This is a genomic window from Aeromonas sobria, assembly GCF_050266975.1.
In the GTDB taxonomy this organism is placed as follows: Bacteria; Pseudomonadota; Gammaproteobacteria; order Enterobacterales; family Aeromonadaceae; genus Aeromonas; species Aeromonas sobria_B.
In genome coordinates, this window is sequence record NZ_JBKISU010000019.1 from 78,487 (window position 1) to 92,609 (window position 14,123).

10 protein-coding genes and 1 rRNA gene are annotated in these 14,123 nt (G+C 63.3%); 4 read left to right on the plus strand and 7 right to left on the minus strand.

The genetic code is table 11. The features are described from left to right. Positions 1–73 precede the first annotated feature (73 nt). From ccoG to ACLHZ1_RS12495, 5 genes are all read right to left on the minus strand, one after another. A complete protein-coding gene (ccoG, locus tag ACLHZ1_RS12475; protein WP_427262347.1) occupies positions 74–1,525 on the minus strand; it encodes a cytochrome c oxidase accessory protein CcoG in 1,452 nt (483 codons plus the stop codon). 196 nt (positions 1,526–1,721) lie between these two features. Beyond that, a complete protein-coding gene (locus ACLHZ1_RS12480) occupies positions 1,722–1,985 on the minus strand; it encodes a YihD family protein (protein ID WP_408797197.1) in 264 nt (87 codons plus the stop codon). A gap of 30 nt (positions 1,986–2,015) precedes the next feature. Then, the gene (locus tag ACLHZ1_RS12485) at positions 2,016–3,170 is read right to left on the minus strand and encodes a GGDEF domain-containing protein (RefSeq protein ID WP_427262348.1); all 1,155 of its coding nucleotides are present in this window, start codon (positions 3,168–3,170) and stop codon (positions 2,016–2,018) included. A 125-nt stretch (positions 3,171–3,295) separates the two neighbouring features. Beyond that, the gene (gene cueR, locus ACLHZ1_RS12490) at positions 3,296–3,685 is read right to left on the minus strand and encodes a Cu(I)-responsive transcriptional regulator (protein WP_041998926.1); all 390 of its coding nucleotides are present in this window, start codon (positions 3,683–3,685) and stop codon (positions 3,296–3,298) included. A 137-nt stretch (positions 3,686–3,822) separates the two neighbouring features. After that, the gene (locus ACLHZ1_RS12495; protein WP_427262349.1) at positions 3,823–6,195 is read right to left on the minus strand and encodes a heavy metal translocating P-type ATPase; all 2,373 of its coding nucleotides are present in this window, start codon (positions 6,193–6,195) and stop codon (positions 3,823–3,825) included. Positions 6,196–6,603: 408 nt separating this feature from the next. On the opposite strand from ACLHZ1_RS12495, the gene pgi reads away from it, so the two are divergent. After that, positions 6,604–8,253, plus strand: coding sequence for a glucose-6-phosphate isomerase (gene pgi / locus ACLHZ1_RS12500; protein ID WP_427262350.1), 1,650 nt, complete (start codon positions 6,604–6,606; stop codon positions 8,251–8,253). Between the two features lie 104 nt (positions 8,254–8,357). Here pgi and ilvC read toward each other — a convergent pair whose 3' ends face one another. Then, positions 8,358–9,839: a ketol-acid reductoisomerase gene (ilvC, locus tag ACLHZ1_RS12505; RefSeq protein WP_427262351.1), complete on the minus strand. Its 1,482-nt coding sequence runs from the start codon at positions 9,837–9,839 to the stop codon at positions 8,358–8,360. Positions 9,840–10,060: 221 nt separating this feature from the next. Here ilvC and ilvY point away from each other — a divergent pair, with 221 nt between their 5' ends. The 3 genes from ilvY to ACLHZ1_RS12520 all read left to right on the plus strand — a co-directional run bounded on the left by ilvY (position 10,061) and on the right by ACLHZ1_RS12520 (position 13,900). Next, entirely contained in the window at positions 10,061–10,954 is an 894-nt protein-coding gene (gene ilvY / locus ACLHZ1_RS12510; protein WP_408797187.1) for an HTH-type transcriptional activator IlvY, read from the plus strand. 101 nt (positions 10,955–11,055) lie between these two features. Continuing rightward, on the plus strand, positions 11,056–11,247 hold the full coding sequence (locus ACLHZ1_RS12515; protein ID WP_408797186.1) for a hypothetical protein: 192 nt from the start codon (positions 11,056–11,058) through the stop codon (positions 11,245–11,247). A 76-nt stretch (positions 11,248–11,323) separates the two neighbouring features. Further along, positions 11,324–13,900, plus strand: coding sequence for a GNAT family N-acetyltransferase (locus tag ACLHZ1_RS12520; RefSeq protein WP_427262352.1), 2,577 nt, complete (start codon positions 11,324–11,326; stop codon positions 13,898–13,900). A 103-nt stretch (positions 13,901–14,003) separates the two neighbouring features. Here ACLHZ1_RS12520 and rrf read toward each other — a convergent pair. Next, positions 14,004–14,118 (minus strand): 5S ribosomal RNA (rrf, locus tag ACLHZ1_RS12525). Between the last annotated feature and the right edge of the window lie 5 nt (positions 14,119–14,123).

Consider the following 14,123-nt stretch of genomic DNA (forward strand, 5'->3'; position numbering starts at 1 on the left):
ATTCTATCACTCCCCCGGCAAATGATTGGCGAAACTGGCCCGCCATCTGCCTCGCGCCCGGCGCCTCCCGGGATCAGAGCCGGCTGATGAACTTGCTGGCCTGGCGCAGCTCGGCCTTGCCATCCTCCGCCGGCGCATCGGTGCGCCTGAGCACGAACTGGATATCCAGGGCCGGCCGCTTCAGGTTGTAGGGATCCACCGCCAGGCTGATGGGCAGGGTATAGACCTCACCCGCCTTCAGGGTCACCTCCCGCGGGCCGAACCACTGGTGCTCGGGCAGGCCTTCCACATCCAGCTGGAATCCCTGGTCATGGAGGGTCTTGTTGAGGATCTTGAGGGTGTAGGTGTTCTCTATCAGCCCCTCGCTGTTCTCGCGAAACAGCTGGTTGCGGTCACGGATGATGTCCAGCCCCATGGGCATGATGGACATGGCGTTGTAGACGAAGACCCCCAGCATGATCACCATCACCAGGCCATAGCCAATCAGTTTGGGACGCGCCACATGGGTGCTGTCGTGTTCCAGCTTGTGCTCCGTGGTGTAGCTGATCAGCCCCTTCGGATAGCCCATCCGCTCCATGGTGTTGTCGCAGGCATCGACACAGGCGCCGCAGTTGATGCACTCGTACTGCAGGCCATCGCGGATGTCGATGCCGGTCGGGCAGACCTGCACGCAGAGATCGCAGTCGATGCAGTCCCCCAGCCCCAGCGCCTTGGGATCCGCTTTGCGGGCGCGGGGGCCCCGGTTCTCGCCGCGCTTGGCGTCATAGCCGACGATGAAGGTGTCCTTGTCGAACATGGCGGACTGGAAGCGGGAATAGGGGCACATGTGGATGCACATGATGGCGCGCATCCAGCCGGCGTTGCCATAGGTGCAGGCGGCGAAGAAGATGACCCAGAAGGCGACCCAGCCCGAGGTGGCGGCGCTGAAGAACTGGGGCACCAGCAGGGTGGCATCCTGGAAATAGGCCACGAAGGTGAGGCCTGTGCCCAGCGACAGCAGGATCCAGGCCAGGTGCTTGGCCCCCTTGCGCAACAGCTTGTCGGCGCTCCAGGGGGCAGCATCCAGCTTGCGGCGCTTGTTGGCCGAGCCTTCGAACTTCTCCTCGAACCAGATGAACATGAAGGTCCACACCGTCTGCGGGCAGAGGTAGCCACACCAGACCCGGCCGAGGAAGGTGGTCACGAAGAAGAGGGCGAAGGCGGCTATCATGAACACCCAGGCCAGCAGGGTGAGATCCTGGGGCCAGATGGTGGCGCCGAAGATATGAAACTGCTGATGCTCAAGATCGAACAGTATGGCCTGACGACCATCGTAACGGAGCCAGGGCAGGGCGACGAACAGCACCATGAAGAACCAGCCCATCAGCTTGCGCAGCCGCTGCCAGCGCCCGGTCTGGGCCCTCACATAGATGCGATTGCCCGGATTGAACCTGTCATCGCCGGACTTGAAGGCATTCGGGTTGAAGGTCCCGGTCACACCCTTGTCGGTGACATCCTTGATGTCGATCTTCTCCTGCTCGGCCATTGCTACCCATCACTCCGTCAGTTGTTATGGCGCGGATTATATCTTAAACAGCCTGATAACAGAGTGGGTTTAATGTGTCGAATATTGGAGCGCGCTCGCAATTCACGGCAACAGAAAAGGCACATCGCCGGTTGACGACCTGCCTCTTAGCAAGATTCTATTGAACCCTCTTCGTCCCCTCAATCCGGACTCGGGATCACTTGATGCCGCGCGCCTTGAGCAGGGCTTCCTTGAAATCGGGCACATGATCCTTGGCCAGCCCCGGGATCATGGCCTGCTTGTCGGATTCACGCATCTTGAGGTGATAGATCAGCATGTCATCGGTCAGCTCCGACAGCGGCCCCTCGAAGCCGGCCTCCCCGGCCAGCTTGGCAACAAACTGCATCAGAGTGAGATCCTGCTCCTTGATCCAGGCGGGTTGCAGCAGCTCGAGCAGCTCTTCGATACGATGACATTGCATAGACGACCTCTTTAATCTGTCAGGAGTGAGTCAAGCCACCTTTCCCATCAAGGCGACTTCGATCCGATCCCGCCCATTATGCTTGGCCTGATAGAGGGCCGCATCCGCTTTCTGCACTAAATCCGCAATAGTGGCATGGTTATCCGGCACCAGGGTCGCCACCCCGAAACTGCAGCTCACCCGGCCGCTGACCAGGGACTTCTGATGGGGAATATGGATCTGCTTGAGGGCGTCGCGCACCTGCTCGGCTACCTGCAAGGCGCCCTGCATGCTGGTGCAAGGCAGCAGCAGGGCGAACTCCTCGCCCCCGTAACGGGCCGCCAGATCGTCTTCGCGCCGCGGCACCTTGGCGAGCAGGGCCGCCACCTGCTGCAGGCACTCGTCACCGGATTGATGGCCATAGTGGTCGTTGAACTGCTTGAAGTAATCCACGTCCACCAGCACCAGGGAGAGGGGAGCCTGGGCCCGATGGCAGCGGCGCCACGCCTTGGCCAGACAGTGATCCAGATGGGCGCGGTTGGCGATCCCGGTCAGGCCGTCCCGACGGGAGGCGAGCTTGAGGTGTTCGGAGACCTGCTTGAGCTCGGCCACCAGATTGGCATTGGAGAAGCTGTGGTACAGAGACGCGGCCTGATCCCGGCGCAGGCGACGCAGCAGGGTCGGCAGGAAGATGAACAGGTAGCCGGCCAGCATGCAGGCGACGATCCGCTCCTGCTCATTGCCCTGGCCCAGCTCGAACAAGATGGTGAGCCCCAGGGGCAAGACGGCGCCATAGAAGGCGCGCCGACTGCCGAACAACATGATGGCGCTGCCGGTCAGGATCAGGCTGGCCAGCATCATCATGGCGGCGCGATAGGCGTCGGGCAACGCCCCCATGTAGAGCAGCACGCCGAGGGACCAGATGATGGAGGTGATGGTGACGCCGACGAACAGCTCGATCTCGAGCTGGGCCAGGGGGGTGCTGTCCAGCCTGGCGCGACGCCAGCGCAGGTGCCAGACCCGGGCGCAGAGCGACAGCAGCACCAGGCCGAACCAGCTCCACGCCTCAAGGGCGGGCAAATAGTCATGGAACAGCATGGACCACGCCAGGGCCAACAGCGCCAGACAGGGCAGACTGAACGAGGCATGGGTATAGAGCTGGACCATGATGGCCTGCCTGACCTGTCGTGTCACACTCTGGCTCAAGGGGGAGGTACTCCGTTTGCGATAGCCGCCTAGTCTATCCCAGCCCCCGGCAGCCAACAACAAATGGCCACTTATTAACCACTCCATCAGCCAGGGTCAGCCAAGGGGCGGCGAACGCCCCCGCCTCAGCCCCGCTCCAGCTCGTCGAGAATGGGGCACTCTGGCCTGTCATCACCGTGGCAGCAGGTTACCAGCCCCTCCAGGCTGCTCAACATGGTCTGCAAGCCCTGGATGCGGGCCTTGAGGTCGACGATCTTCTCCTGGGCCAGCTTCTTCACCTGGGCGCTGCTCCTGTGCTTGTCACGGTACAGGGCCAGCAGCTCCTGGCACTCCTCCAGGTTGAAACCCGTCTCCCGCGCCCGCTTGACGAAGTGCAGTTCACGCACCGTCTCCTCCCCGTAGCTGCGATAGCCGTTATCGCTGCGAAGGGGCGCCGTGATGAGGCCGATGCTCTCGTAATAACGTATGGTCTTGGCGCTGAGGCCGGTGGCCTGGGCGGCCTTGCTGATGTTCATCTATGACTCCTGATATCGGGCCCGCTTCCGGGCCTGGACTAGCTACCGAACAATGGATGATGCAGGGCGTCCGCCATGGCCCGCCGCTGCCGCTTCCTGTCTGTTATCTGTCGGGGACCGCGATGCCCCCGCCCCCTTCATGCCTGCCCGGCCTTGGGGCACCAGCGCTTGAGCAGCAGGGAGTTGCTGAGCACGGTCACGCTGCTCAGGGCCATGGCGGCCCCCGCCAGCTCGGGGCTGAGGTAGCCGAGCGCCGCGAGGGGAATGCCTATCACGTTGAAGGCGAAGGCCCAGAACAGATTCTGACGTATGGTGCGCCAGGTCGCCGCCGAGATGTCGATTGCATCGGCCACCAGCCGGGGATCTGCTCTCATTAGCGTGATGGCCGCCGTCTCCATGGCCACATCCGAGCCGGACCCCATGGCGATGCCGACGTCGGCCGCCGCCAGGGCGGGGGCATCGTTGACCCCGTCACCGACCATGGCGACCCGCCCCTGCACCTGTTCGCGCAGCGCCTCGACCTTGTCGACCTTGCCGGCGGGCAAGACGGAATCGAATGCCCCAGTCAGCCCCAGCTCGCCGGCGATCCGGGCGACGGGGCCGGGGGCATCGCCGCTCACCAGCCAGCTGTCGATGCCGCGCGCCCGCAGGTTCGCCACCGCCTGACGGCTCTCTGGACGCAGCTTGTCCGCCAGGGCGGCCACCCCGGCCAGCCGGCCCTCGATGGCCACCCAGACCCGGGTCGCGCCATCCGTCTCCTCAATCGGGTCGACGGTCAGCCCCAGGCTCGCCATCAGGGCCGGATTGCCGATGGCGACCCTTTTCCCTTCGACCTCCCCCACAATGCCGCTGCCGACCCGCACCTCGACCCCTTGCGGCTCGGGCAGGGAGGCCTGCACCTGGCTGGCAGTCATGGCGCGGGCCAGGGGGTGTTCGCTCGCCTGTTGCAACGCCGCCGCAAGACGCAGGGAGTCGGCGTCACCGCTCCAGCTCTGCAACACCGGTTTGCCCTCGGTCAGGGTACCCGTCTTGTCGAAGATGACCGCCTTGATGTCATGGGCTTTCTGCAAGGTGTCCACGTCCTTGATCAGGATGCCGTGGCGCGCCGCCACCCCGGTGCCCGTTACGATGGCCGCCGGAGTCGCCAGGCCGAGAGCGCAGGGGCAGGCGATGACCAGCACGGCCACCGCCGCCAGCAGGGCATGGCCGAAGTCTCCGGCCCAGGCCCACCACAGCAGCAGGGTGAGCAGGGCGATGGCCATCACCAGGGGCACGAACACGGCGGAGACCCTGTCCACCAGCTGTTGCAGGGGCGCCTTGCCCATCTGGGCACGCTCGACCAGGGCGATGATCTTGTTGAGGCTGGAATCCTCCCCCACCGTCGTCGCCGCTATGGTCAGCACACCGGAGCCATTGATGGCGCCCCCCAGCACGGGCTCGCCCATGCCCCGTGGCACCGGCATGCTCTCGCCGGTGAGTATGGATTCATCCAGCTCGCTGCTGCCCTGGGTGATGGTGCCGTCCACCGGCACCCGCTCGCCGGCCAATACCCGGATGAGATCACCACGCAGCACCTCGTCCACCGCCACGCTGACCCAGTCCCCACCCCGCTGTACCGTGGCACGCTCGGGGCGCAGCGCCATCAGCTCGCGAATGGCCGACTGGGTGCTGCGCCGGGCGCGGGCCTCCAGCAGCTTGCCGAGGGAGATGAGGGTGATGATGAGGGCGCTGGCCTCGAAATAGAGGTGACCCGAGGCCTGCGCCCCTAGGCTCAGCCAGAGATAGAGGCTGTAGAAGTAGGCGGCGCTGGTGCCGGTGGCCACCAGCACATCCATGTTGGCAGCCCTGTTCTTCAGGGCCAGCCAGGCCCCGCGGTAGAAGCGCCCACCGATCCAGAATTGCACCGGTGTGGCCAGCGCCCACTCGGCCCAGGCCGGCAGATGCCAGCTCAGCAGGCCGGCCATGGTCACCATGCCCGCCAGCAGGGGCAGGGTGAGCAGGGTGGCGATCAGCACCTGATGCAGGGCGTGCCGAGCCTCCTGTCGCTCCTGCTGCTCCCGCGCCTGCAACTGCTGCTGACGGGCGGAGACGCTGCCGCGCACCTGCTCGGCGCCAAAGCCCAGTGCGACTATCTGGTCGCGCACCGCGGCCGGGCTCAGGGGCCCGGGCAGCATGATGATCAACGCGCGCTCGGTGGCGAAGTTGACCTCGGCCGACAGGGCGCCCGGCAGGGCAGAAAGGGCCCGCTCAATGCGGCCGGCGCAGGCGGCGCAGCTCATGCCGCTCACCTGAAACTCGACTCGCTCGCCCGGCACCTCATAGCCCTGCTGACGAATGCTCGCCACCACCTCGGGCAGGGAGGCCTCATCCTGCAGGGTGACGGCGGCCTGCTCCAGGGCGAAATTGACCCTGGCCTCGACGCCATCGATGCGATTGAGGGCCGCCCCGATGCGGCTCGCGCAATTGGCACAGCTCATGCCTTGGATAGGTAGCTGGATGGTTGTGGTCATGATAAGTCTCCTGTGATGCGACTCATGCATCAACATTAACCTTTACTGTAAGGGTAAGCTCAAGCATCCATACCCAACTAAAAGATGACGACACCGGATGGGGTTGAGGACGGCTCAGATCAGGCCGCCGGCGGCCAGGGCGCTGATCTGGCTCAGGCAATGGAGGTGCCATCATGCATTCACACATTCACCAACCAGCCAGGGGGGATAAAAGATGAGCAGGCTCAATGCCGCCGTCATGGGGCAGGCTCATAATTCGAGGGTTTTGAATGTACACTGGACGCGGCCAGGGCGAGACACTCTGTTACATGAGTCCACTCACCGGCTCGGTATACTAGCCACAATAATAAGGTTTGGCGGGAGCCTTGCCTGCAAGGTTCAAACACAACTTGGAATCTCAGGAAGTCTATGAAAAACATCAATCCAACCCAGACCCAGGCCTGGCAGGCGCTGGAAGCCCATTTTGCAGCGAACAAAGAGACTCGACTCAAGGATCTGTTCGCACAGGATCCCCAGCGTTTTGACAAGTTCTCCCTCACCTATCAGGGCGACATCCTGGTCGACTACTCCAAGAACCTGATCACAGAGGAGACCCTCAAGCTGCTCATCGATCTGGCCAAAGAGACCGATCTGCGCAGCGCCATCGATGCCATGTTCAACGGCGACAAGATCAACATGACCGAGGGGCGCTCCGTGCTGCACGTGGCCCTGCGCAACCGCTCCGACCGCCCCATCGAGTGCGACGGCAAGGACGTGATGCCGGAAGTGAACGCCGTACTGGCCAAGATGAAGGGCTTCTGCGAGAAGATCATCTCCGGCGAGTGGAAAGGCTACACCGGCAAGGCGATCCAGCACGTGGTCAACATCGGCATCGGCGGTTCCGATCTGGGCCCTGTGATGATCACCGAGGCGCTGCGCCCCTACAAAAACCACCTGCAGATGCACTTCGTCTCCAACGTCGATGGCACCCACATCGCCGAGACTCTCAAAGAGATTGATGCGGAAACCACCCTGTTCCTGGTGGCCTCCAAGACCTTCACCACCCAGGAGACCATGACCAACGCCCTGACCGCCCGCGACTGGTTCGTCGACATCGCCGGTGACAAGGCCCAGGTGGCCAAGCACTTCGCCGCGCTCTCCACCAACGGCAAGGCCGTGGCCGAGTTCGGCATCGACACCGACAACATGTTCGAGTTCTGGGACTGGGTCGGCGGCCGCTACTCCTCCTGGTCTGCCATCGGCATGCCCATCGCCCTGTCCCTCGGTTTCGAGCACTTCGAGGCCCTGCTGCAAGGCGCCTTCGAGATGGACATGCACTTCGCAACCAAATCCTATGAGCAGAACGTGCCTGTGCTGCTGGCGCTGATTGGCCTGTGGTACAACAACTTCCATGGTGCCGAGTCCGAAGCCATCCTGCCCTACGACCAGTACATGCACCGCTTCCCGGCCTACTTCCAGCAAGGCAACATGGAGTCCAACGGCAAGTACGTGGATCGCAATGGCAACAAGGTCGACTATCAGACCGGCCCCATCATCTGGGGCGAGCCGGGCACCAACGGCCAGCACGCCTTCTACCAGCTGATCCACCAGGGCACCAAGCTGATCCCCTGTGACTTCCTGGCGCCGGCCATCAGCCACAACCCGATCGGTGACCACCATCCGAAACTGCTGGCCAACTTCTTCGCCCAGACCGAGGCCCTGGCCTTCGGCAAGAGCAAGGAAGCGGTGGAGGCCGAGTTCCTGGCCGCCGGCAAGACGCTCGACCAAGTTAAAGAGCTGGTGCCGTTCAAGGTGTTCGAGGGCAACCGCCCGACCAACAGCATACTGTTCAAGAGCCTGACCCCGAAAACCCTGGGTGCCCTGATCGCCATGTACGAGCACAAGATCTTCGTCCAGGGCGCAATCTGGAACATCTTCTCCTTCGACCAGTGGGGCGTGGAGCTGGGCAAACAGCTGGCCAACAAGATACTGCCGGAGCTGGGCAACAACGAGGCGGTCACCAGCCACGACAGCTCCACCAACGGTCTGATCAACACCTGGAAAGCCTGGAAAGCCTGATTTATCCGGCCTTTCTGAATGCAAAAGCCCCGCTCGATGAGCGGGGCTTTTTATTGCCCGTTGGCGGATGGGCGGGAGTCGTCACCCCCGCCCCTGATTGACACTCAGCCGCCGACGGCGATGCGCTTCATGTCTTTCATGTAGCCGCGCAGGGTCTGGCCGATCTGCTCGATGGGGTGATTGCGGGTCGCCTCGTTCGCGGCCAACAGCGCCAGGTTGTCCACCGCCTTGCTCTCGGCACGGGCGCTGCCCAGATCGCCGGCCTGCAGGGTCGGCATAAAGTGCTCGCGCAGCAGCGGCACGGCGGCGTTGGCGAACAGGTAGTTGCCGTACTCGGCGGTGTCGGAGATGACCACGTTCATCTCGTACAGACGCTTGCGGGCGACTGTGTTGGCGATGAGCGGCAGTTCGTGCAGGGATTCGTAGTAGGCGGACTCTTCATAGATGCCGGAGGCCACCATGGTTTCGAACGCCAGCTCGACACCCGCCTTGACCATGGCCACCATGACCACGCCATTGTCGAAGTACTCCTGCTCGGCGATCTTGCCCGCATAGGCCGGGGCATTCTCGAAAGCGGACTTGCCGGTCTCTTCGCGCCAGGTGAACAGTTTGACGTCATCCTCGGCCCAGTCGGCCATCATGCCGCGGGAGAATTCGCCGGCGATGATGTCATCCATGTGCTTCTCGAACAGCGGACGCATCAGGGTGCGCAGTTGCTCGGACAGCTCGAAGGCGCGCAGCTTGGCCGGGTTGGACAGACGGTCCATCATCAGGCTGATGCCACCCTGCTTCAGGGCCTCGGTGATGGTCTCCCAGCCGAACTGGATCAGCTTGCCGGCGTAGGCCGGGTCGGTGCCCTCGGCAACCAGCTTGTCGTAGCAGAGCAGGGAACCGGCCTGCAGCATGCCGCACAGTATGGTCTGCTCGCCCATCAGGTCGGATTTCACTTCCGCCACGAAGGAGGATTCCAGTACGCCGGCACGGTCGCCGCCGGTGGCGGAGGCCCAGGCCTTGGCGATGGCCATGCCTTCGCCCTGGGGATCGTTCTCCGGGTGGACGGCGATCAGGGTCGGCACACCGAAACCACGCTTGTACTCTTCACGCACCTCGGTCCCCGGGCACTTGGGTGCGACCATGACGACTGTAATGTCGGCGCGGATCTGCTGACCCTCTTCCACCACGTTGAAGCCGTGGGAGTAACCCAGGGCGGCGCCCTGCTTCATCAGCGGCATGACTGTCTTCACCACGTCGGAGTGCTGCTTGTCCGGAGTCAGGTTCAGCACCAGATCGGCGGTCGGGATCAGATCTTCATAGGTACCGACCACGAAGCCGTTGTCGGTGGCCTTCTGCCAGGAGGCGCGCTTCTCGGTGATGGCGGCCTTGCGCAGGGCGTAGGAGATGTCCAGCCCGGAGTCGCGCATGTTCAGGCCCTGGTTCAGACCCTGGGCGCCACAGCCCACAATCACCACCTTCTTGCCCTTCAGTACCTCGCAGCCATCGGCGAATTCCGCCCGCTGCATGAAACGACACTTGCCCAGCTGGGCCAACTGCTGACGCAGGTTCAGGGTGTTGAAATAGTTCGCCATGGTGATTGCTCCGTTCGGTTGATTCCGTGCCGCTATGGGCGTTGACCAAACCACTATAGCGCGGGACAGATATTGCTTGAACTGATATATTCGAAACAGTACGTTGCAGGAATTGAAATATTATACTTCGCCATTTCAGGCCGCCTTCTCGCCCGAGGCATGACTTCCGACACCCCGGGCGGATATATGCGGCCCATGGACCGTTTTGCAGGATTTCAACGATGGACCTTCGCAATCTCGAGCTGTTTCTTCACCTCGCCGACTCCCTTCATTTTGGCAAGAGCGCCGACGCCATGGCAGTCAGCCCCTCCACCCTGAGCCGCGCCATCCAGCGTCTGGAGCAGGAGACCGGCTGCGTGCTGTTCGAGCGGGACAACCGCAGCGTGCGCCTCACCCCCGCCGGGGAGAAGCTGCGGGAGTTCGGTGGCAACCTGTTGCAGGAGTGGCGCCAGCTCAAGCAGGAACTCAAACGCAGCGACGAACCCTTGCAGGGGCGACTGCGGGTGTTCTGCTCGGTCACCGCCAGCTACTTCCTGTTGCCCGATGTGCTGGAGCGCTTTCGCCGCCGCTACCCCCAGCTGGAAATCAAGCTGGAGACCGGCGACCCGGCCCTGGCGGTGGAGAAGATCCTCGGCGAGGAGGTGGACATCGCCATCGCCGCTCGCCCCGACGCCCTGCCCGCCAAGCTGGAATTCGCCAGCCTGCAGCAGGTGCCCCTGGTGTTTATCGCCCCCCGCACGGCGCCACAACTGAGCCAGTGGTTTCGCCAGGGTGAGCCGGATTGGGAGAGGCTGCCCCTCATCCTCTCCGAACAGGGTTTGGCACGAAAACGCTGCGATCAGTGGTTTCGCAACAAGGGCATAGCCCCCAACATCTATGCCGAGGTGGCAGGCAATGAAGGCATCGTCGCCATGGTGGCCCTCGGCTGCGGTGTCGGCCTGGTGCCCGCCGCCGTGATCGATCACAGCCCCATGGGGGAAAAGGTGCGCATCGTCGACCCCAAGCCGGCGCTGAAACCCTTCGATGTGGGCATGGGGGTACTCAAGAAGCGGCTGGAAGAGCCTCTGGTCAAGGCATTCTGGGACACAGCCAAGAGCCAGCACAACTACGGCTAGCCGCCCAGCCGCCATCTTGGTGACAGATCTGACAGCTAGCACCCCTGACCCTTTTGACTACACTAGGCTCCCTCAACCCGCACCAGAGCAAGGAGTCGCCCATGAAGGATCATCTCGTCGAAATCAGGAGCCCTGTGCTGTTTGAGGAGTATCTGCAAAGCATGGGCCTGCCCAGGGCCTGCCTGGAACAGGAGCAGGAGATCTATCTGCAGGATCGCCATCTGGCGGCGGTGCGCCGCATCCAGGGGGAACTGAGGTTCTATCTGGTCGCCGCCGAGCTCGGCAAGCGCTGATGGCGCATCTGGTCACAGAAGCCGCCGCCGAGACAGGTTAGACTCAGGCTCTGTGCCCAGTAACGGATGCCTCCCCATGAAACCCAGTGGCCTGGATCGGCTCTTCAAACCCCAGTCAATCGCCGTGATCGGTGCCTCGAGCAACCCCCAGAAGGCGGGCCATGTGCTGATCCGCCATCTGCTGGCGGGCCAGTTCAAGGGGCCCATACTGCCGGTCAGTACCGACAGCCAGGCCATCGCCGGTGTGCTGGCCTACCCGGATGTGGTCAGCCTGCCGCTGGCCCCGGATCTGGCCATCATCTGCACCCGGCGCGAGCGGGTACTGCCCCTGGTAGAGGCCCTGGGCCAGCGTGGCACCGGCGCCGTCATCATACTGGCCGGGGAGTTCAACGATGAGGAGCGACGCGAGCTGCAGCGGCTGCGCCACCAGTACGGCATCCGCCTGCTCGGCCCCAACAGCATGGGCCTGCTGTTGCCCGGACAGGGCATCAACGCCAGCTTCTCCCCCATCGCCGCCAAACCGGGTCAGGTGGCCTTTCTCTCCCAATCGGCGGCCGTGAGTACCACCATCCTGGATTGGGCCAAGCAACACGAGGTGGGCTTCTCCGCCTTCGTCTCCCTCGGCGATCACTGTGACATCGACTTCGGCCAGCTACTCGACCAGCTCTCCCGCGACAGTGTGACCCGCGCCATCCTGCTCTATATGGACAAGTTGCACGATGCCAGACACTTTCTCTCCGCCGCCCGCGCCGCCTCGCGCAACAAGCCCATCCTGGTGCTCAAGAGCGGTCGCCATGATCCGGTCAACGGCCTCGACAACGTCTATGACGCGGCCATTCGCCGCGCCGGCATGCTGCGGGTGCGCGATACCCATGAGCTGTTCGCCGCCGTGGAGACCCTCAGCCACTCCCTGGCTCTCAAGGGGGAGCGCCTCGCCATCATCTCCAATGGCCGCGGCCTGGCCAACATGGCGGCTGACGTGCTGCAAGAGCGAGGCGGCAAGCTGGCGGGCCGCCCCCAGGACATAGGCAGCGATGCCGATATCCAGGGTTACTGCCGCGCCCTCGATGCCGTGCTGCAAGGGGACGAGGCCGACGCCATCCTGCTGATCCATGCCCCCTCCCTCACGGCGCGGGGAGTGGAACTGGCCCGCAGCCTGATCGATTACCTCAAGCAGCACCCCAGGGCCAGACGCTTCAACCTGCTCACCAACTGGGCGGGGGAGTTCTCGGCCCAGGAGGGACGCCGCCTGTTCAGCGAGGCGGGCATTCCCACCTACCGGACCCCGGAGAGTGCGGTCAACGCCTTCATGCACATGGTGGAATACCGCCGCAACCAGAAGCAGCTGATGGAAACGCCGGCCTCCCTGCAAGGGGACAAGGTGGACCTCGCGCTTTGCAAGAAGCTGATCCAGCAGGCATTGGAGCGCAAGCAGCTGAGGCTGGATACCCATCTGGTGCAGCCGCTCCTCCAGGCCAGCGGTCTCGCCACCCTGCCAACCTGGATCGTCACGGATGCCATAGAGGCGACCCTGACCGCAGAGCAGATAGGTTACCCGGTGGCGGTCAAGCTGAGATCCCCCGACATCGCCCACAAGTCTTCGGTACACGGGGTCATGTTGAACCTGCGTACCTCGGCCGAGGTGGCCCAGGCCGCCGATGCCATTCTGGACAGGGTGCGCCAGCATGATCCCGGCGCCCGCATCGAAGGTCTGCTGGTGCAGCGCATGGCCAGACGCAGCGGTGGCCTTGAACTGAGGATCCGCATCCAGCAGGATCCCGTGTTCGGCCCCGTGATCCTGCTGGGGGAGTCCGGCGCCGCCCCTCAGGAGATGGTGGCCGCCCTGCCGCCGCTCAACCAGGCACTGGCCCGCTACCAGATCATCGAAGCCCTCAAGAGCCGCAAGATCCGCGAACAAGCCAGTACGGAGCCATTGGATATTCCAGCGCTGGCCCAGGTGCTGTGCCAGCTCTCCGAGCTGCTGCTCGCCTTCCCGGAAATCCGCGAGCTGGATCTGCATCCGCTGCAGGCCTGCGGCAACGAGATGGTGGTACTCGATGCCGGTCTGATCCTGGCCCAGCCGGAGCCTGAAGCGGGAACGACTCTGGCCATACGCCCCTATCCCACCGAGCTGGAAGAGGGGGCCTGGCTCAAGGATCAGAGCCATGTGTTGCTGCGCCCGATCCGGCCGGAAGATGAACCGGCCCACAAGCAGTTCGTGCTCAAGGTCTCCGATGAGGACAGATACAAGCGCTTCTTCGCCGACGTGGGGGAGCTGGGTCACGAGGAGCTGGCCCGAATGACCCAGATCGATTACGACCGGGAGATGGCCTTCGTCGCGGTCGGCCAGGACGGCGCCTGCAGCCAGCAGATCCTGGGGGTGGTGCGAGCCATCTCGACCCCGGACAAGCAGGATGCCGAGTTTGCCATTCTGGTGCGTTCGGATATGAAAGGGCTGGGGCTGGGCACCCTGCTGATGGAGAAGATAGTGCGCTACGCCAGGGAAGCGCAGATAGGCCAGCTCTCTGGCATGACCATGCCCAGCAATCGCGGCATGATCAATCTGGCCAAGCGCCTCGGCTTCAAGATCGATATCCAGCTGGAAGATGGGGTGGTCAATATGGCGTTGCCCTGCATCGAACAGGAATCGTGAAAAGAAGTAAGAAAAGCGAAGAATTGGCCACTAATAGCCTGAAAGTAGCTGATTTCAGGCAATAAAAAACCCCGCTCATCGAGCGGGGTTTCTTGTATTGGGTGCCTGGCAGTGTCCTACTCTCGCATGGCGAATGCCACACTACCATCGGCGCTACCGCGTTTCACTTCTGAGTTCGGCATGGGATCAGGTGGTTCCACGGCGCTATGGCCGCCAGGCAAAA

What these genes read in the sequence shown, in the direction of transcription:
- ilvC (WP_427262351.1), bottom strand. Translation starts at nt 9,839, where the DNA reads ATGGCGAACTATTTCAACACCCTGAACCTGCGTCAGCAGTTGGCCCAG.
- ACLHZ1_RS12495 (WP_427262349.1), bottom strand. Translation starts at nt 6,195, where the DNA reads ATGACCACAACCATCCAGCTACCTATCCAAGGCATGAGCTGTGCCAAT.
- ilvY (WP_408797187.1), top strand. Translation starts at nt 10,061, where the DNA reads ATGGACCTTCGCAATCTCGAGCTGTTTCTTCACCTCGCCGACTCCCTT.
- ACLHZ1_RS12515 (WP_408797186.1), top strand. Translation starts at nt 11,056, where the DNA reads ATGAAGGATCATCTCGTCGAAATCAGGAGCCCTGTGCTGTTTGAGGAG.
- ACLHZ1_RS12520 (WP_427262352.1), top strand. Translation starts at nt 11,324, where the DNA reads ATGAAACCCAGTGGCCTGGATCGGCTCTTCAAACCCCAGTCAATCGCC.
- ccoG (WP_427262347.1), bottom strand. Translation starts at nt 1,525, where the DNA reads ATGGCCGAGCAGGAGAAGATCGACATCAAGGATGTCACCGACAAGGGT.
- pgi (WP_427262350.1), top strand. Translation starts at nt 6,604, where the DNA reads ATGAAAAACATCAATCCAACCCAGACCCAGGCCTGGCAGGCGCTGGAA.
- ACLHZ1_RS12480 (WP_408797197.1), bottom strand. Translation starts at nt 1,985, where the DNA reads ATGCAATGTCATCGTATCGAAGAGCTGCTCGAGCTGCTGCAACCCGCC.
- cueR (WP_041998926.1), bottom strand. Translation starts at nt 3,685, where the DNA reads ATGAACATCAGCAAGGCCGCCCAGGCCACCGGCCTCAGCGCCAAGACC.